Source organism: Bordetella genomosp. 13 (assembly GCF_002119665.1).
Classification (GTDB): Bacteria; Pseudomonadota; Gammaproteobacteria; order Burkholderiales; family Burkholderiaceae_B; genus Bordetella.
Genome location: NZ_CP021111.1, coordinates 2418373 through 2435605, shown reverse-complemented (window position 1 = coordinate 2435605; position 17233 = coordinate 2418373). Strand labels below are relative to the sequence as shown.

At 67.9% G+C, this 17233-nt stretch carries 17 protein-coding genes; 6 read left to right on the top strand and 11 right to left on the bottom strand.

Features of this window, described 5'->3' with window-relative positions; translation table 11 throughout:
• Positions 1 to 26 precede the first annotated feature (26 nt).
• The 3 genes from CAL15_RS11050 to CAL15_RS11040 form a co-directional block, all read right to left on the bottom strand.
• Complete coding sequence (locus tag CAL15_RS11050) at positions 27 to 1265, bottom strand: MFS transporter (RefSeq protein ID WP_332455558.1); 1239 nt, start codon at positions 1263 to 1265, stop codon at positions 27 to 29.
• Entirely contained in the window at positions 1262 to 1783 is a 522-nt protein-coding gene (locus CAL15_RS11045) for a MarR family winged helix-turn-helix transcriptional regulator (RefSeq protein WP_086078637.1), read from the bottom strand. Before CAL15_RS11045 ends, CAL15_RS11050 begins: the two co-directional genes overlap by 4 nt.
• Before the next feature lie 139 nt (positions 1784 to 1922).
• Positions 1923 to 2354, bottom strand: coding sequence for an HU family DNA-binding protein (locus CAL15_RS11040; RefSeq protein ID WP_086078636.1), 432 nt, complete (start codon positions 2352 to 2354; stop codon positions 1923 to 1925).
• Positions 2355 to 2638: 284 nt separating this feature from the next.
• On the opposite strand from CAL15_RS11040, the gene CAL15_RS11035 reads away from it, so the two are divergent.
• Positions 2639 to 4477 (top strand): SulP family inorganic anion transporter, encoded by a 1839-nt coding sequence (locus tag CAL15_RS11035; RefSeq protein WP_086078635.1) that lies wholly within the window; start codon positions 2639 to 2641, stop codon positions 4475 to 4477.
• Between the two features lie 5 nt (positions 4478 to 4482).
• Here CAL15_RS11035 and CAL15_RS11030 read toward each other — a convergent pair whose 3' ends face one another.
• From CAL15_RS11030 to CAL15_RS11015, 4 genes are all read right to left on the bottom strand, one after another.
• On the bottom strand, positions 4483 to 5904 hold the full coding sequence (locus CAL15_RS11030) for an ABC transporter substrate-binding protein (RefSeq protein WP_086078634.1): 1422 nt from the start codon (positions 5902 to 5904) through the stop codon (positions 4483 to 4485).
• Positions 5905 to 6001: 97 nt separating this feature from the next.
• The gene (gene rpmG / locus CAL15_RS11025) at positions 6002 to 6169 is read right to left on the bottom strand and encodes a 50S ribosomal protein L33 (protein ID WP_014750397.1); all 168 of its coding nucleotides are present in this window, start codon (positions 6167 to 6169) and stop codon (positions 6002 to 6004) included.
• A 61-nt stretch (positions 6170 to 6230) separates the two neighbouring features.
• A complete protein-coding gene (gene rpmB / locus CAL15_RS11020; protein ID WP_086078633.1) occupies positions 6231 to 6467 on the bottom strand; it encodes a 50S ribosomal protein L28 in 237 nt (78 codons plus the stop codon).
• 275 nt (positions 6468 to 6742) lie between these two features.
• The gene (locus CAL15_RS11015) at positions 6743 to 7936 is read right to left on the bottom strand and encodes a multidrug effflux MFS transporter (protein ID WP_086078632.1); all 1194 of its coding nucleotides are present in this window, start codon (positions 7934 to 7936) and stop codon (positions 6743 to 6745) included.
• A 182-nt stretch (positions 7937 to 8118) separates the two neighbouring features.
• Here CAL15_RS11015 and CAL15_RS11010 point away from each other — a divergent pair, with 182 nt between their 5' ends.
• The 4 genes from CAL15_RS11010 to CAL15_RS10995 all read left to right on the top strand — a co-directional run bounded on the left by CAL15_RS11010 (position 8119) and on the right by CAL15_RS10995 (position 13001).
• On the top strand, positions 8119 to 9456 hold the full coding sequence (locus tag CAL15_RS11010; protein ID WP_086078631.1) for a class I SAM-dependent methyltransferase: 1338 nt from the start codon (positions 8119 to 8121) through the stop codon (positions 9454 to 9456).
• Between the two features lie 366 nt (positions 9457 to 9822).
• Complete coding sequence (locus tag CAL15_RS11005) at positions 9823 to 10821, top strand: ABC transporter substrate-binding protein (RefSeq protein WP_086078630.1); 999 nt, start codon at positions 9823 to 9825, stop codon at positions 10819 to 10821.
• Between the two features lie 48 nt (positions 10822 to 10869).
• Positions 10870 to 11727 (top strand): ABC transporter permease, encoded by an 858-nt coding sequence (locus tag CAL15_RS11000; protein WP_086078629.1) that lies wholly within the window; start codon positions 10870 to 10872, stop codon positions 11725 to 11727.
• Entirely contained in the window at positions 11724 to 13001 is a 1278-nt protein-coding gene (locus tag CAL15_RS10995) for a quaternary amine ABC transporter ATP-binding protein (protein WP_086078628.1), read from the top strand. Before CAL15_RS11000 ends, CAL15_RS10995 begins: the two co-directional genes overlap by 4 nt.
• Here CAL15_RS10995 and CAL15_RS10990 read toward each other — a convergent pair.
• The 3 genes from CAL15_RS10990 to CAL15_RS10980 all read right to left on the bottom strand — a co-directional run bounded on the left by CAL15_RS10990 (position 12988) and on the right by CAL15_RS10980 (position 15754).
• Entirely contained in the window at positions 12988 to 13965 is a 978-nt protein-coding gene (locus CAL15_RS10990; protein WP_198299203.1) for a Bug family tripartite tricarboxylate transporter substrate binding protein, read from the bottom strand. The genes CAL15_RS10995 and CAL15_RS10990 overlap by 14 nt on opposite strands.
• A 44-nt stretch (positions 13966 to 14009) precedes the next feature.
• The gene (locus tag CAL15_RS10985) at positions 14010 to 14474 is read right to left on the bottom strand and encodes a MaoC family dehydratase (RefSeq protein ID WP_086078627.1); all 465 of its coding nucleotides are present in this window, start codon (positions 14472 to 14474) and stop codon (positions 14010 to 14012) included.
• A gap of 62 nt (positions 14475 to 14536) precedes the next feature.
• Positions 14537 to 15754 carry a CaiB/BaiF CoA transferase family protein gene (locus CAL15_RS10980; RefSeq protein WP_086078626.1) on the bottom strand — a complete coding sequence of 406 codons (1218 nt, stop codon included), beginning with the start codon at positions 15752 to 15754 and terminating at the stop codon, positions 14537 to 14539.
• A gap of 72 nt (positions 15755 to 15826) precedes the next feature.
• Here CAL15_RS10980 and CAL15_RS10975 point away from each other — a divergent pair, with 72 nt between their 5' ends.
• A complete protein-coding gene (locus CAL15_RS10975) occupies positions 15827 to 16774 on the top strand; it encodes a LysR family transcriptional regulator (RefSeq protein WP_232468181.1) in 948 nt (315 codons plus the stop codon).
• A gap of 12 nt (positions 16775 to 16786) precedes the next feature.
• Here CAL15_RS10975 and CAL15_RS10970 read toward each other — a convergent pair whose 3' ends face one another.
• On the bottom strand, positions 16787 to 17161 hold the full coding sequence (locus CAL15_RS10970) for a tautomerase family protein (RefSeq protein ID WP_086078624.1): 375 nt from the start codon (positions 17159 to 17161) through the stop codon (positions 16787 to 16789).
• Positions 17162 to 17233 lie beyond the last annotated feature (72 nt).

Below are 17233 nucleotides of genomic sequence, written 5' to 3'. Positions count from 1 at the left end.
AACCATGGATTATAGGAGAGTCGCCTTCAGCGTTGCGCGCCGTCAGGGGCGGCGGGAATGCGGGCGCCGCGTGCCAGGCAGGCATATGCCAGCGCCAGGATGCCCAACGCGGCACCCACGACGCACACGCCCGTCCATCCGGCATGCGGATACAGCCATGAAGCCAGCAACGAGCCCGAGGCGCCGCCGATGAAATAGCTGGTCATGTAGCCGGCCGTCAGGCGGCTGCGGGCTTCGGGCCGCAGGCGATAGATGGCGCTCTGGTTGGTGACGTGCACGCCCTGGATGGCCAGGTCCTGTATGAGAATGCCCGCCAGCAGCGCGATGACGGCGTGTGCGCCCGCGCCGACGAGCAGCCAGGAGACCGCCAGCAGCCCCAGTCCGGCGATCGTGGCGCGATTGCCGTATCCGCTGTCGACCAGCCGGCCGAACCGGTTGGCGGCATAGGCGCCTACCGCGCCGGCCAGGCCGAACAGCCCGATGGTGGTGTTGGAATAGCCATACGCGGGCCCGGCCAGCAGGAACGTCAAAGGCGTCCACACCATGCTGAACGAGGCGAACAGCAGCGCGCCGATCAGCGAACGTGCGCGGAACAGCGGCTCCTGCGCGTAGAGCTGGAAGATCGACGCCAGCAGCCGCGGGTAGCTCATGCGGTCGGGGCTGCGATAGCGCGGCAGGCGCAGCCGCAGCACCACCGCCATGGCGAACATGAGCAAGGCGGCCACCCAATACACCGTGCGCCAGCTGCCCAGGTCGGCCAGGGCGCCTGCCGCGGTGCGCGCCAGCAGGATGCCCAGCAGCAGACCGCTCATCACCGTGCCGACCGCCTTGCCGCGTTCCTCGGGATCGGCCAGCGTGGCGGCGAACGGCACCAATACCTGGGCCACCACCGACAGCAGCGCGCTGATCGCCGTGCCCAGCAGCAGTACCGAGATGCTCGGCGCGAATGCGGAAATCAGCAGGCCCAGGCCGGACAGTGCCGTCATGCCGGCGATGAGGCTGCGGCGTTCGAGCAGATCGCCCAGCGGCACCAGCAGGATCAGCCCGACCGCATAAGCCAGTTGGGCCGTGGTGACGATGCCGCCGGCCGCGGCGTTGGACAGGCCGAATTGCTGGCCGATTTCATGCAGCAGAGGTTGCGCGTAGTAATTGCCCGACACCGCCAGGCCGGTGGCCAGCGACATCAGCAGGACCATCGGCGCGGTCAGCCGCGCGGCGGCGTGCGCGTTCTGAGATCCGCCGGCGGGAGCGTGCGGCCGGGTCATGGCGCATCTCCGGCAATGGCTCCGGGAGCGGCACGATCGTGACCGGCAAGCAGGCGGCGCAGCAGCGTGGAGAGTCTGGCGCGGTCCGACCGGGACAGGGGCGCCAACAGGGCATCGAGCTGCGCCAGGTAGTCGTCCAGCGCCTTGCGCAGGACGGCGCGGCCTTGCGCGGTGAGGGAAACGATGATGCCGCGCCGGTCGTCGGGATTGCGGCGGCGCGCCACCAGGCCCGCCTGTTCCAGACGGTCGAGCCGGTTGGTCATGGCGCCGGACGACAGCAGCAGTGCATCCACCAACTGCTGCGGGCTTAGCGAGTGCGGAGCGCCCGAGCGATACAGCGTGGCCAGCAGGTCGAACTCGCCCTGCTGAATGCCGTGCCGGCGGAACGTGCGTTCGACATCGCGCATGGCCAGCGTGTTGAGCCGGAAGACCCGGCTGAGCACGGCCATGGAAGAGACGTCCAGGTCGGGCCGCTCGCGCGCCCATTGCGCAAGCACGAAATCGACGTGATCCTGCATGATGGGAATCTAGCTTGATGTAAAGTATCTTTATATCAAAATAAATGCCGGCACGCAGAACCCGGAACGATACGCACGGCCGCAAAAAACCCGCCTCGAAGGCGGGTTCTTTGCTGTAGTGCGGTACTGCGCGGCAGGATTACTGCGCGGCGTCCTTCAGCTTCTTCAGCGGACGGACCTTGACCTTGACCGAAGCGGGCTTGGCGGGGAACCAGCGCTCTTGACCGGTGAAGGGATCCTTGCCGAAGCGCTTGGCCTTGGCGGGAACCTTCTGCACGGAGATCTTGAACAGGCCGGGCAGCGTGAATTCGCCGGCGCCCTTCTTGTCGATCGAACCCAGCACGGAGGATTCCAGGCCGGCCAGCACGGCCTTGACCGACTTGGCTTCGATGCCGGTGCTCTCGACCAGGTGGGCGATGAGTTGCGACTTGTTCAGCGCTTCCTTGATGGGACGCACGCCGGCGGCCGGCGCTTTCTTTACCGCGGTCTTCGAAGCAACTGCCTTCTTGGCAGGCGTCTTGGCGGCGGTCTTGGTGACTTTCTTGGCGGGAGCTTTTGCTTTGGTAGCCATGTCGGGATCCGTATGTTGAGTACACGAGGCTGCGCTGCGCCTGCTAGGCGATAAGCACCTCGCGCCCGATGATAGCGGAACTGGCGTGCAATGCACGCGTTTTCAGGGGTTTGCTCGAGATACTTTGTTGTTTTCGGCGCAGAATCCGCATCGGACCGACGCTGCCGATGCAAGATGCGGCCCATCGCGTGCGTTTGCGCGGCATGCGACGCAGCGTTTACGCTAGCAGCCTTTGCCGCGCTCGCGCTTGAATGCCGGGCTCTTGCGGCGTCTCAGGGCAGGATATGGCGAAGCAGGAAAGCGGCAGGCAGCGGCCCGCGCGGCGCGCGGGCTTATCCAGGCTGTTCGGCGACTGGGTCGCCGAGGTCGACAGCCGCACCTTGAAGGCCGACGCGCTGGCCGGCTTGTTGGGCGCGCTGCTGGTGCTGCCGCAGGGCGTCGCGTTCGCCACGCTGGCCGGCCTGCCTGCCGAATACGGCATCTATTCCGCGATCGTGCCATGTGTGCTGGCCGCGTTGCTCGGGTCCAGCCGGCACGTGATGTCGGGTCCCACCAACGCGAACTCGCTGGCGCTGTTCGCGGTGCTGGCGCCGCTGGCCGTGGCGGGCACACCGGCCTACATCGAGCTTGCGCTGGCGGTGACGGTGCTGGTGGGCCTGCTGCAGCTGGCCGTGGGCCTGCTGCGGTTGGGCGCGCTGGCCAACTTCATCTCGCCGTCTGCCTTGTTCGGCTTCACCAGCGGCGCGGCGGTGCTGATCGCGCTGCATGCGCTGGTCGACGCGCTGGGCCTGGCGATCGAAGGCCATGGCACCGCGGATACGGCGGCCGGCATCGTGAAGAATCTGGGGCAGGCGCAGGCGGGCGCCATCGCGGTGGCCGTGGCCACCATCGCAGTGACCCTGGCCGTGCGCCGTTGGGATCGCCGCAAGCCGCACATGCTGGCGGGCCTGGCGGCGGGCACGCTCGCGGCTTATGCATGGAATGCCCTGCGGCCGGAGGGCGCGGTCGCGCTGCTGGGATCGCTGGCGCAGCCATGGCCGCCATTCCACGTGCCCGAGGTCCCGTGGCGCCTGCTTCCCGATCTGGTCGGGCTGGCCGTTCCGCTCACCATCGTCGCGCTGGCGCAGTCCATTTCGATCGCCAAGGCCGTGGCCGCGCGCTCCGGACAGGCCATCGACGCCAACCGCGAGTTCATCGGACAGGGCGTGTCGAACGCGGTGGGCGGCCTGTTTTCCAGCTATCTGTCGTGCGGATCGCTGAACCGGTCGCTGCCCAATTTCGAGGCGGGCGCGCGCACACCGCTGGCCTCCGTATTCTCGGCTGTGCTGCTCATCGTGCTGGTGCTGCTCAGCGCGCCGCTGCTGGCGCGCATTCCGCATGCCGCGATCGCGGGCCTGCTGCTGGTGGTGGCATGGGGGCTGCTGGACGTTGCGCGATGGAAGAAGTTGCTGCGCGTGGATCGCATCGAAGTGCTGATCGCGGCGGCCACGCTGGTCGCGACGGTGTTCATCCGCATGGAGATCGCCATCCTGCTGGGCACGCTGCTGTCGCTGGGAGGCTATCTGCATCGCACCTCGCGGCCGGCCATGCGCACCATGGGCTTCGAAGCCGACGACCCGGCGCGGCATTTCGTTCCGCTAGAGGGGCAGGGCGGCACACTGCCCGAATGCCCGCAACTGAAGCTGCTGCGCATGGAAGGGTCGGTGTACTTCGGCGCGGCGGTGCACGTCGCCGACCGGCTGCATGCGCTGCGCGCCGCGCCTGATGCGCCGGCCCATCTGCTGGTGATGAGCAAGAGCATGAATTTCGTGGACCATGCGGGGGTGGAAGTCTGGGAGCACGAGCTGCGCAGGCGCCGCCAGATCGGTGGAGACCTGTACTTCCATCGGCCGCGGCCGCAGGTGATGGAGGCGTGGACGCGAACCGGATTCCTGGATGAGCTTGGCGCCGACCACATCTTCCCGGACAAACAGGCGGCCATCCACGAGATCTACCAGCGGCTGGATCCGGACATCTGCAGAACCTGTACCGTGCGCTGTTTCCTCGAGTGCGGGCCGTATGGCTATGCGGGGCAGCGCAGCGTAGTGGCGCCCGCTAGCGAGCCGCGGAAACCGGAGTCCTGAGCGTACTAGAAGGCCAGCGGGCGGGCCGGCGGCTGCAGGATGGCATCGGCCGGCACGGGCGCGCGGGGCTGCTGCGCGGGCGGCCGCGCATCGGTCTGCCCGCGATCGGCCGGGCCGCGAACAGCATCGGCCGCGGGCGCAGCCGGTGCGCCGGTCTGTGTATCCGGCGCCGCGGTCTCTCCGTCTTCCGGCCGCGGCGGGCGGGGTTCGGGCGCGCGCAGCCGGCGTACGGCATTGTCGGGCAGTTGCAGCCTGGCGCCGTCCTGGTATCCGGCCATCTGCATGGCCGGTACGCCGTCTTGGACGATGGTGACGCCGATATGCGTACCCAGCGTCGACTGATGGTCCTGCTTGCGGAAACGGATGCGGCCCAGCGGCGTGTCCACTTCCAGCCCGGAAAAGGCCTCGGTCAATGCGTCGGGCGTGGCCGAATCGGCCTTGCGCAGGCCGGCCGCAAGCGACATAAGGGTGGTGTAGCCCAGTAGCGAGCCGGCGCGCGGCGGTATGCCGTAGCGCTGCGTGTAGGCCGCCGCGAAGGCGCGATGTCCGGGCAGATCGATGGCGTGCCATGGATAGCCGGCCACGATCCAGCCTGCCGGCGCGTCGGCGCCCAGCGGTTCCAGATACTCGGGCATGCCCGCCAGGGGCGCGACGACCGCGCGCTCGTCGAACAGATCCATGGCGTTGCCTGCTTGCGCGAATCGCGACAGTTCGACGCCGCGCAGCGCACTGAAGATGGCATCGGGTCGGGCCTGCCGCACTTGCTGCAAGGCGGCGTGCCAATCGAACTTGCCTGCCGGCACCGGCAGGTCGGACACGAACTCGGCATTGGACTGGAAAGCTTCGAGCATGCTTCTGAATGTGGCTGCCATGCCGCGGCCGTCTTCATCGTCGGAATACACCACGGCCCAGCGCTGCTTGCGCAGGCCCAGTGCCCTGGGCGCGACCGCGGCCACGAGCATGCGGCTGGAGATGCCCACACGGTACGTGTAGCGATTGCCCTCTTGCCAGACCAGCCGGTCGGACAGCGGCGCCGCGGCGAGGTAGAAGACCTGGTTGTGCGCCGCGAAGTCGGCCAACGCCAGGCCCGGCTCGGAGCGGAAGCCGCCGAAGATGATGTCGATGCCATCCTGCTCGCGCAGTTGCTGCGCTGCCTGCACGGCGCCCTCGGCGCGATCGCCATCGTCGCGCGTCACCACCTGCAGCTTGCGTCCCAGCACGCCGCCTTCCGCATTGACCTGTTCGAGGGCCAGTTGCCAGCCCTTGCGATATGGATCGAGGAAGGCCGGGTAGGCCTTGTAGCTGTTGACGTCGCCGACGCGCAGCGGCGGCGGGGGTTTCTGGCCATGGGCCGCGCCTGCCAGGACGAAAGCGGCCGCGGCGCAGGCGGCGCGGCGCAGCAGGAAAAGAATAGGGCGGATCGGCATTGAAGGAAGGAACCGGGCGCGCAATGAAAAAAGCCCTGCCATGGGGCAGGGCTTTGAACGATACCGTAAAACTGGCACCGCGAATTCTTCCGCTGAATTACTTCAGCTTGGTTTCCTTGTAATCGACGTGCTTGCGCGCGACCGGATCGAACTTCTTGATCAGCATCTTTTCCGGGGTGTTGCGCTTGTTCTTGGTGGTGGTGTAGAAGTGGCCCGTGCCGGCGGTCGACTCGAGCTTGATTTTTTCACGGATGCCTTTGGCCATGTCGTGCTCCTGGATAGGGGGTGGCGGCTGGCGCCGCCGTTATCTTGATGGCGGGAGTGGCTTAGACAGCTTCGCCGCGGGCGCGCAGGTCGGCCAGGACGGCGTCGATGCCGTTCTTGTCGATCGTGCGGATGGCGCTGGCGGTGACACGCAGGCGGACCCAGCGGTTTTCGCTTTCGACCCAGAACCGGCGCGATTGCAGGTTGGGGAGGAAGCGACGCTTGGTCTTGTTGTTAGCGTGCGAAACGTTGTTGCCCACCATCGGGCCCTTGCCGGTAACTTGGCATACGCGTGCCATGGATACACCTCTTGGGTTGTTCTAGCCGCGTGTCGGGAAGGGCAATGAGGGAGTGGGCTTGGCCATCGTGAGCGACGGCCCTTCCGATGGCGCTTCAAGCTGCGTTTCGCCACCGGTAGCGGCGCGAAGGCGTTGAAGAGGTCTGAAGTGCTTATACCCCGCTGCCTGCCGTCCACGCGGGTCGGTAGTCAGAGTGCTGCGTTCGCAAAGCATAGCGAAACGCGCACGGGAAAAATCAGTCAATCGCCGATTCTAGTATGGATTTCAAGCGTCGGTCAAGCCGCCCGGCGCGCGATGCGGCCGCACAGCCACGACAGACAGGCGCAGCATGCCAGCACGGTGGCCAGCGGCGTGGCGCTGTCGCTTTGCCAGGCGCTGATCGCCAGCCCCGCCAGGGCGCCGCAGGACAACTGCAGCGTGCCCAGCAGGGCCGAAGCCGCGCCCAGCCGCCCGCCTTGCTCTGCCAGCGCCAACGCCGCGGAATTCGGGTTCACGAAGCCCTGGCTGAACATGTAGCAGACCAGGCACAGCATCAGCACCGGCAGGCTCATCAGCCCGAACACGGCGAGCACGAAGGCGGCCAGGCTGGCCGCGGCCAGCGCGCTCTGGGCGCGCCGCTGCAATAGCGGCGGCGGCAGGCGGCGCAACAGGCGCGCGCTGACCTGCGATCCGATGATGAGCGCGGCGGCATTGGCGCCGAACAGCAGGCCGTAGTACTCGGGCGCGACTCCGTAGATCTCGATGAACACCCGCGGCGAGCCCACGATGTAGGCAAACATGCCGGCCTGGCCGAGGCCGCCGGCCAGGCTGTGCGCCATGAAGCCGCGATGCTCGAGCAGGGCGCCGTAGTTGGACAGGATGGTGTTCCAGCGCAGCGGCACGGCACGCTCGGGCTTGAGCGACTCGCGCATGGTCAGCCTGACCGCCAGCAGCATGGCCAGGCCCAGCGCCGCCATCACCCAGAACAGGCTGCGCCAGCCGACGAAGGCCAGCAGCTGTGCGCCAACCAGCGGCGCCAGGATGGGCGCCACGCCCATGATGAGCATCAGCAGCGACAGCGCGCGTGCCGCATCCTGAGTGCCGTAGTGATCGCGGATGACCGCGCGCGGAATGACCACGCCGGCCGCGCCGCCCATCGCCTGGGCCAGGCGGCCCAGCGTGAGGGCTTCGATGCTGCCGGCCAGCGCGCAACCCACCGAGGCCAGCACGTACATCAGCAGCCCCAGCTGCATCGGCAGCTTGCGTCCGTAGCGGTCGGCCAGCGGGCCGTACACGATCTGTGCCAGGGCCATGCCCGCCAGGTAGGCGGCCAGCGTGCGCTCGACCTCGCCGCGCTCCACGCCCAGGCCGCCCGCGATGGCCGGAAAGGCCGGCAGGTACATGTCGATGGAAAAGGGGCCGATCGCCGTGACCGCGCCCATCAGCAACAGCCAGCCAGGCAGGGCGCGGGGCAGCGATTCGGAAGGCATGTCGAGTGATGAAGTAGTGAGATGCCGCCGTGCCGGACTACCGGCGCGGCGTGGAGAGAGGGGCGCGGCGGCTGTGCGCCGCGCGAAACCAAAGACTCTAGCACGGTGCGGCTTACATGCAACTTTCCGCCGTTTTCCGATAAAGTCCCCCCACATGTTCTCGTAACAGGGGAGAGGGTCCCGTGAATCCTATGCTTTCTGCAGTGGATCGCAAACTCGGCAACCTGCCGGTGCCGGTCCAGTTAACCATGCCCGATGGAACGACGGTGGGAGCGTCCGACCCACGCGTCAGGTTCATCGCCCGAGACAAAGGCGCGCTGGCGCACCTCGCTTCAGGCGCCGTCGGCATCCTCGCGCAGGACTACGTCGAGGGCCGCATCGACATCCAGGGCGCCATGCGCGACGTGATGGCTGCCGCGGCAGCCCTGCTTCCCGATTCGCCCGTCGAGGGTTCCAGCGGCAGCTGGCTGACCCAGGTGGTGCGCAAGATGGTCTCGGTGTCGCGCCACACCGTCGAGCGCGACGCGCGCCAGATCGAGTTCCACTACGACCTGTCCGACGATTTCTACGCCCTGTGGCTGGATCCGCGCAGGGTCTATTCCTGCGCCTACTTCCGCACGCCGGACATGACGCTGGCGCAGGCCCAGGAAGCCAAGCTGGACCACATCTGCCGCAAGCTGCGGCTGCAGCCGGGCGAACGTTTCCTGGACGTGGGCGCGGGCTGGGGCGGGCTGCTTCTGTGGGCCGCCGAGAACTACGGCGTGGATGCCACCGGCATCACGCTGTCGCGCAACCAGCACGCGCACGTTTCCCGGCTGATCCAGCAGAAGGGGCTGTCGGGGCGGGTGCGGATGCAGTTGCTGGATTACCGCAAGCTCGACGAGACGCAGCCCTACGACAAGATCGCGTCGGTCGGCATGTTCGAGCACGTGGGGCGCGCGCAGCTGGCCGATTACTTCGCCAAGCTCAGCCGGCTGATCAAGCCGGGCGGGCTCATCATGAACCACGGCATCACGTCGGCGGGGGTCTACAACGCCGAGCTGGGCAGCGGCATGGGCGAGTTCATCGAGAAGTACATCTTCCCCGGCGGCGAACTGACGCACATCAGCAGCGTGCTCGAGGCCGTCACCAACGGCGGGCTCGAGTCGCTGGACGTGGAGAACCTGCGGCCGCACTACGCGCGCACGCTGTGGGCATGGAGCGACGCGCTGGAAGCCCAGCTCGAGCGGGCCGGCGAGATCCTGGAGGGCGACAAGGGCCAGCGTGCGCTGCGCGCCTACCGTGTCTACCTGGCCGGCTGCGCGATGGCGTTCGAGCATGGCTGGATCGCCCTGCACCAGGTGCTGGTTTCCACGCTTGCCACGGGCCGGTCCGACGAGCTCGACCATCCCGCCGGCCCTGGCTATCCGTGGCGCCGCGACTACATGTATGGCGCGCCGCAGGCCGCGCAGCCGCCCGGGTCGGCCACGCCGGGCGCGGCCTCCGAAGCGACGTTCGCCGCGTCCGATCAGGCGGCGTGATAGGGGGTGCAATTACCGGTCCGCCGCGAGGCGGCCGGGCCCCTGCATGGCGGAAAATTCGGCTTCTGCTTGAGCATGTTGGCAAAAACGATTAACATGCCGCCTTCTTCGCTCAGCTTCAGTCATTTTCGCTGACTGCTTTTTCTGTGGCGGTGTCATGGGCCTGTGCGCCCATGCATTTGGTGCGTCGCACCAAGCGCTGCTGCTGCCCTACGGGCGCAGGCGACTTCCCGCTTGTCGCTCTTCGCTGCTGGTGTCGGTTTGTATTGGCGGTTCTGCCCGTCTTCCGCACAACCCCCTTAGCTCCTCGGCACGCGCAGGCTCCGGCCTGCCCGTGTCCCTGAACCTATGGAGGCAAAAAAGCCCATGTTTCACCCTGTCTGCAAAACCGTGGCCGTTGCGGCCGTCCTGTTCGCATGCGCCACGGGCGCCCAGGCCGCCGCGCCGGCCTGCGAGATCGACCGGCCCGTCAATTTCGGCGGCATGAACTGGGAGTCGAACCTGGTCGTGGTCGAGATCGAACGATTCATCATGGAAAAAGGCTACGGCTGCAAGACCGAAGTGCTGCCCACCGAAACGCTGCCCGCCCTGGCGGCGCTGCAGCGCGGCGACCTGGACATCAATTCCGAGATCTGGCTGAACAGCGTCGCCGACCCCTGGGACAAGGCCGAGAAGACCGGCAAGGTGAAGCGGATAGGCGAACTGTTCATGGGCGGCGAAGGCTGGTTCGTGCCGCGCTATACCGCCGAGCGCCTGAAAGACCTGCGTTCCGCGGCGGACCTGCCGAAGTTCAAGGACGCTTTCGCCGACCCGGAAGAGCCGTCGAAAGGCCGCTTCTACGGTTGCCCCGCGGGCTGGGGCTGCGAGGTGACCAGCGCCAATCTTTTCCACGCGCTGAAGCTGGACGACACATACACGCTGTATTCGCCGGGCACGGGCGCGGCGCAGAAGGCGGCGCTGATGTCGGCCTACAAGCGCAAGCAGGACGTGGTGTTCTACTACTGGTATCCCACGCCGCTGGTCGGTGCGATGGACCTGGTCAAGCTGGAACTGCCCCCCTACGACGCGGCCGCGCACAAGTGCCTGACGGCCCCGGGCTGCTCCGATCCCAAGCCCAGCGCGTATCCCGAGAACCCGGTGTTCACGGCGGTCAACACCCGCTTCAGCGAAGAGGCGCCGCAACTGACCGCGTTCCTGTCCAAGGTGACGATTCCGCGCGAGCTGATGGACAAGACCCTGGCTCACATGGAAGAGTCCGGCGACGAGGCGGTGGACGTGGCGCGCTGGTTCCTGACGCAGCAGGACGCGGTGTGGACCAAGTGGGTCGACGCCAACGTGGCGCAACGGGTAAAGGCTGCGCTGTAATGGGTGGATCGTCGTTGGCCGTGGGCCACAATCCCTCGGAGGCTGACCATGTTTCCTGAGATCATTCCGGCGCGCGCCGTGCGCGGGGCGATCGATTCGTTCGTCGATCATCTGGTGACGCGCTACGCGGACACGCTCGAGACCCTGTCGCAGCCGTTCCTGCACGTGCTGGTCTGGCTGGAGCAACTGCTGCGCAATTCGCCCTGGTGGGCGGTGGTGCTGGCGGTGGTGGTCCTGGCGTGGGTGGTGGGCCGGCGCATCGGCCTGGCCCTGGCCATGGGGGCGCTGCTGTGCCTGGTGGGCGTGCTCGGCCTGTGGGACGCGGGCATGCAGACGCTGGCGCTGATGATCATGGCTACCGGCCTGTCGGTGCTGATCGGCATTCCGCTGGGCGTGCTGATGGCGCGCGTGAACTGGCTGCGACAGGTGATGCTGCCGGTGCTGGACGTGATGCAGACCATGCCCAGTTTCGTGTATCTGATCCCGGTGGTGATGCTGTTCGGCCTGGGCAAGATTCCGGCCATCATCGCCACCGTCATCTATGCCGTGCCGCCGCTCATCCGCCTGACCGACCTGGGCATACGCCTGGTCGACCGCGAAGTGCTCGAGGCGGCTCGCGCGTTCGGCGCCAGCCCGCGCCAGCAGTTGTTCGGCGTGCAGCTGCCGCTGGCGCTGCCCAACATCATGGCCGGGGTGAACCAGACCACGATGATGGCGCTGTCGATGGTGGTGATCGCCTCGATGATCGGCGCGCGCGGCCTGGGCTACGAGGTGCTGCTGGGCATCAACCGGCTCGAGGTCGGCCGCGGCCTGCTGGCCGGCCTGGGCATCGTGGTGCTGGCCGTGCTGTTCGACCGCATCACGCAATCGTACGGACGGCGCGTGCGCCAGGGAGGCCACCGATGAGCAAGATCGAAGTCCGCAACATCTACAAGATCTTTGGCTCGCATCCCGGCAAGTGGCTGGACAAGGTGCGGGGCGGCATGAGCAAGGAAGCCCTGCTGGCCGAAAGCGGCCATACCCTCGGCCTGCGCGACATCAGCCTGTCGATCGAAGAGGGCAGCATCTACGTCATCATGGGCCTGTCGGGCTCGGGCAAGTCGACGCTCATCCGCCATTTCAACCGGCTGATCGACCCCAGCGCCGGGCAGATCCTGGTGGATGGCATCGACGTGATGGGCCTGGACGCCAAGCAGCTCGAGAATTTCCGTCGCAGCAAGATGAGCATGGTGTTCCAGCGCTTTGGCCTGTTCCCGCATCGCACGGTGCTGGACAACGCGGCCTACGGGCTGGCGGTGCAGGGCGTGTCGCGCGCCGAGCGCGAGAAGCGCGCCCTGCATTGGCTGGAGCAGGTCGGGCTGTCGGGCTTCGAGAAGCAGTATCCGCACCAGCTGTCGGGCGGCATGCAGCAGCGCGTGGGCCTGGCGCGTGCGCTGGCCACCGATGCGGAAGTGCTGCTGATGGACGAGGCCTTCTCGGCGCTGGACCCGCTGATCCGTCGCGAGATGCAGGACCAGCTGCTGCAGTTGCAAGCCCAACTGAACAAGACCATCGTGTTCATCACGCACGACCTGGACGAGGCGCTGCGCCTGGGCAACCGCATCGCGATCCTGAAGGACGGCGAGCTGGTGCAGGAAGGCACGCCCGAGGACATCCTGTTGAATCCGTCCACCGACTATGTGCAGGCGTTCCTGCAGGACGTGAACCGTACCAAGGTGCTGAATGCCGCGCACGCGGTGAACCCGCCACGCCTGACGCTGACCATGCGCACGCGGCCGGCGCAGGCGCTGGAGCGCATGCGGGCGCTGGACTACGACTATGCGCCCGTGCTGGACGGCAAGCGGCTGGCCGGCGTGCTGACCGCCGATGCGGCGCTGCGCGCCGCGCAGGACGGTTCGCGCGACGTCTCGCGGCTGGTGACCGACCTGGCTTCCGTGCCGGCCACGGCCGGACTGGACCAGGTGCTGGCCCGCCTGGTGCACAGCGACCAGCCGGTGGCGGTGACGGGCGAGGGCGACGAGTTCATCGGCATGCTGTCGCGCGCGAAGGTCGTCGAACTCGTCACGCCGACGATCGCCGCCGCGGCGGATCTCGCGGATGCGGCCGCGCAGGCGGCGGCGGTCGCCGAAGAACCCTCCGAGGCCGCCCCGACCGCCGCGCCGCCGGTCAATCCAGCCTGACGTTGGCTGCGCGGACGATCTCGCCCCAGCGCTGGGTCTCCGCGCGGATGTAGTCCGCGTACTCCTTCGGCGACGAGCCCAGCGGCTGGGCGCCCTGTGCCTTCAGCTGCTTGAGCATCTCGGGCGATTGCAGGGCGCGGCGGATCTCGGCGTTGAGCTTGTCCACGATGGGCTGCGGCGTACCGGCGGGTACCACCACGCCCTGCCAGGCACCGATCTCGAAGCCGGGCTTGAGCGTCTCGGCCACCGTGGGGACATCGGGCAGCTGATCGCTGCGCGCCTTGCTGGTGACGGCCAGCGCCTTCAGCTTGCCTTCGCGGATGAAACCCAGCGAGTCGTTCAAGGTATTGGTCATGAACTGCACCTGGCCGCCGATCAGGTCGGTCATGGCCGGCGCGCTGCCGCGATAGGGCACGTGCACGGCTTCCAGTCCCAGCTCGCGCAGCAGTAGGACGGCGCCGAGGTGCGTGACGTTGCCCGCGCCCGCCGATCCGTACGACAGCTTGCCCGGCGCGCGCTTGGCATAGTCCACGAAGCCCGCGACGTCCTTGGCGGGAATGGACGGATGCGTCAGCAGCACCAGCGGAATCACCGCGGTGGACGACACCGCGGTGAAGTCCTTGGCCGGATCGAAGGCGAGCTTGCCGTACAGGTTGGGGCTGAGCGCGATCGAGGACGTGTTGTACAGCACGGTGTAGCCGTCGGCCTTGGCAGCGGCGACGGCCTGCATGCCGATGTTGCCGTTGGCGCCGCCCTTGTTCTCGACCACGAACGTCTGCCCGGTCTGTTCGGTAAGCTGCTTGGCCAGCACGCGGGCCACCAGGTCCGTGGGGCCGCCGGGCGGGAAGGGCACCACGAGGTTGACGGGGCGCTCGGGCCATTCGGCATGCGCCGACGACGCGCCGGCAAGGGCGAACAGCGCCAGCGCGACGCCGGCGGCGCGGCGCAGGGTGATGGCATTCATGGGTTGTCTCCTGGTTTGTGGTCTTGTCGGGATGCTGCGTGGTGCTACTCGGGTTTGCCGGCCAGCATGCGCACGGCCGTGTACTGCATCACGGGCTTGCCGTGCTGGTTGCGGATCTCGATGGCCGAGGTGACGATGGCGCGGTTGTGCTTCGAGGTGGGGCGGATGCCGGTGACCTCCACCTCGGCCCACACGGTGTCGCCGGCCACCACCGGGGCCAGGATCTTCTTGTGCACCTCGAGCAGCGCCAGGCCGGTGCCCTGCACCATGCCCTGCATCAGCAGGCCTTCGATGATCCCGTAGGTAAGCGCTCCTGGCGCGGGCCTGCCGCCGATGGCGCCGCTGTCGAAGGTGGCATCGGTGAAGATCGTCTCGAGCATGCCCGTGACGCTGATGAAATTGACGATGTCGGTTTCGGTGATGGTGCGTCGCACGGTATGGAAGCGCTGGCCGACCTGCAGTTCCTGCCAGTAGTAGCCCATGCCCAGGACGGGGATGGCGTTGCTCATGATGCGTGTCTCCTTGATGTGTCGTCGTGTCGTGCAGTGCATCGCGCAGCGGGCGCCCGCGCTCAGCGCGGGCCGTCGTCGCGCGCCGCGCCGCTTTCCAGCAGGGCGTCTATCTGCGCCGCGGGCAGCCCGGCTTCGCGCAGCACTTCGCGCGTGTGCTGGCCCAGGCGCGGCGGCATCGTGGGAGCAACGTCCGAACGCTGCATGCGCACGGGGTTGCGCACCAGGCGGTAGTCGTGGCCGGCGTCGCTCTTGAGCGGCACGAAGAAATCCACGCTGCGCAGGTGCGGATCGTCTTCGAGGTCTTCCAGCCGGTTCATGGGCGCGGCCGGAATCTCGAGCTGCTGGCAGGCATCCAGCCAATAGCCCGTGTCGCGCCGCGCGACGATGCCGCCCACCAGTTCGTACAGCGTGTCGATGTTGCGGGTGCGCGCCGCGATGTCGGCGTAGCGCGGATCGCCGGCCAGGTCGGCGCGGCCGCAGTGCAGGAAGAAGCGCTGCCAGTGACTGTCGGTGTACGGCATCATGCAGATGTGGCCGTCGGCCGTCTGGTAGGGGCGCCGCCACGGAGCCAGCACGCGCGCGTAGCCGGCCGTGCCCTCGCCATCGGCCAGGTGCCGGCCGTAGTAGTGCTCCAGCAGCACGTACGAGCTCATGGTCTCGAACATGGGCACTTCCAGCTGCTGGCCCAGGCCCGTGCGCTCGCGCTGGAACAGTGCCGCCAGGATGGCGTGCGCCGCCACCAGGCCGCAGGTCTTGTCCGCGGCGATGGTCGGCATATAGCGCGGCGTGCCGGTCTGGCGCCGCATGATGTCCGCCACGCCGGACAGGCCCTGGATGATGTCGTCGTAGGCCGGCCGCCCTGCATAGGCGCCGCCTTCGCCGAAGCCGTACAGCCCCGCGTACACCAGCCGCGGATTGCGGGCGCACAAGGTGTCGGGATCCAGTCCCAGGCGCGCCATTTTGCCGGGCCGCATGCTGTGCATCAGCACGTCGGCCCGGTCGGCCAGCGCTAGCAGCGCCTCGCGCGCCGCGGGCTGCTTCAGGTCCAGCACGATGCTGCGCTTGTTGCGATTCACGCCCAGGAAGATGGCGCCCAGGCCGGGCTCCTGCGCGGGGCCCGTGCGGCGGGTCGAGTCGCCCTCGGCCGATTCGATCTTGACGACGTCGGCGCCGTAGTCGCCCAGCACCTGCGATGCGTAGGGGCCGAACACCACCGAGGTCAGGTCCAGCACGCGCACGCCGGCCAGCGCCGCGTTGTGTGTAGTGTGAGAGTGCATGGCGGAAAATCGTAATGACCTCCCGTATATACGTCTAATATGGCTTCGGTATCGACCCATATGGAATCGCTTATGAGCCTGGACCTGCGCCATCTGCGGCAATTCGTCGCCATCGCCGAACTGGGCAGCTATCGGCGCGCGGCCGAGTCGCTGCACATCGCCCAGCCGGCGCTGTCCGTGTCGATCCAGAAGCTGGAGCATGCTGTCGGCGTGCAGTTGCTCGAGCGCGGCGCGCGCGGCGTGGCGCTGACGGCCGCCGGCGAGGCGTTGATGGGCGATGCGCGCCGCGCGCTGTTCCATGCCGACCAGGCGCGCCGGGCCGCGCGGCGCGTGGCGCTGGGCGAGCTGGGCCGGCTGCGGCTGGGGTTCGTGGGGTCGGCCACCTACATGCTGCTGCCGCGCTGCCTGCCTGCTTTCCGCGAGCGCTATCCCGACGTGCAGCTCGAGCTGCGCGAGGACAGCACCACCGGACTGGTGGCCAGCCTGCGCGCCAACGAGCTGGATGCGGGCCTGGTGCGCGGTCCGCTGGCCGACGATCCTGCGCTGGCGTCATGGGTGGTCGAACGCGACGACCTGATCCTGGCCCTGCCGGCGGGGCATCCATTGGCCAGCGGCGACACCATACCGCTGCAGCAGGTGCGTAGCGAGAGCTTCGTGATGTATGCGCCGGCCAAGGTGCCGGGGCTGCATGGGGTGGCGACGGCGTTGTGCGCCAAGGCGGGCTTCTCGCCGCGTGTCAGCCAGGAGGCGATACAGGTGCAGACCCTGGTCAGCCTGGTGGCCAGCGGCCTGGGATTGGCGCTGGTGCCGGGCGTGACGCGGGCCTATTCGACGCCGCACGTGGTCTTCAGGCCCATCGCCGATGCCGACGCGCGGGGGGCGTTGTCGCTGTCGCTGGTGACCTTGAGCGACACGCCATGCATGCCGGTGCTGCGGTTGCGCGACAGCATTCTGCAGACGCAGCAGGCGGCCGCGGGCCAGGAGGACTGGGCGAGCGCGGCGTGGCGGTGCGCCGGCTGAGCCGCGCAGCCTTCAGCGGCCGGCCGCCTTGGCGGTGAGGCCGCCGGCCACGCCCATGTCGGTGGTGGGCACGTCGGTGATGACGACCCGGATGTCGTCCTTCGAGATGCCGAGGGTGGCATGGATGGCCTGGTTCAGGGCCGCGATCAGCGCCGCCTTCTTCTCTTCCGTGCGGCCCTGGATAAGACGCACCAGCGCCAGGGCCATCGGATGGCCGATGCGGCCGCCGACCATCACGTGTTGCGGGGCGGTCTCTTCCAGCACGATGCGTACCGAGGCCAGCGGCGCGGCGAGGCTGTCCATCACCGAACGGCTCGCGCTTTCCAGCAGTGCGGCCTTCTGGGCCTCGGTATGGCCTTGCATGATCTGGATGTTGAGGATGGGCATGGTCTTTCCGGCAAGGGGACGCGATGGCGGGGCGCCGGCGGCGTTTTCCCGCATTCTGCCAGCACGCGTGCC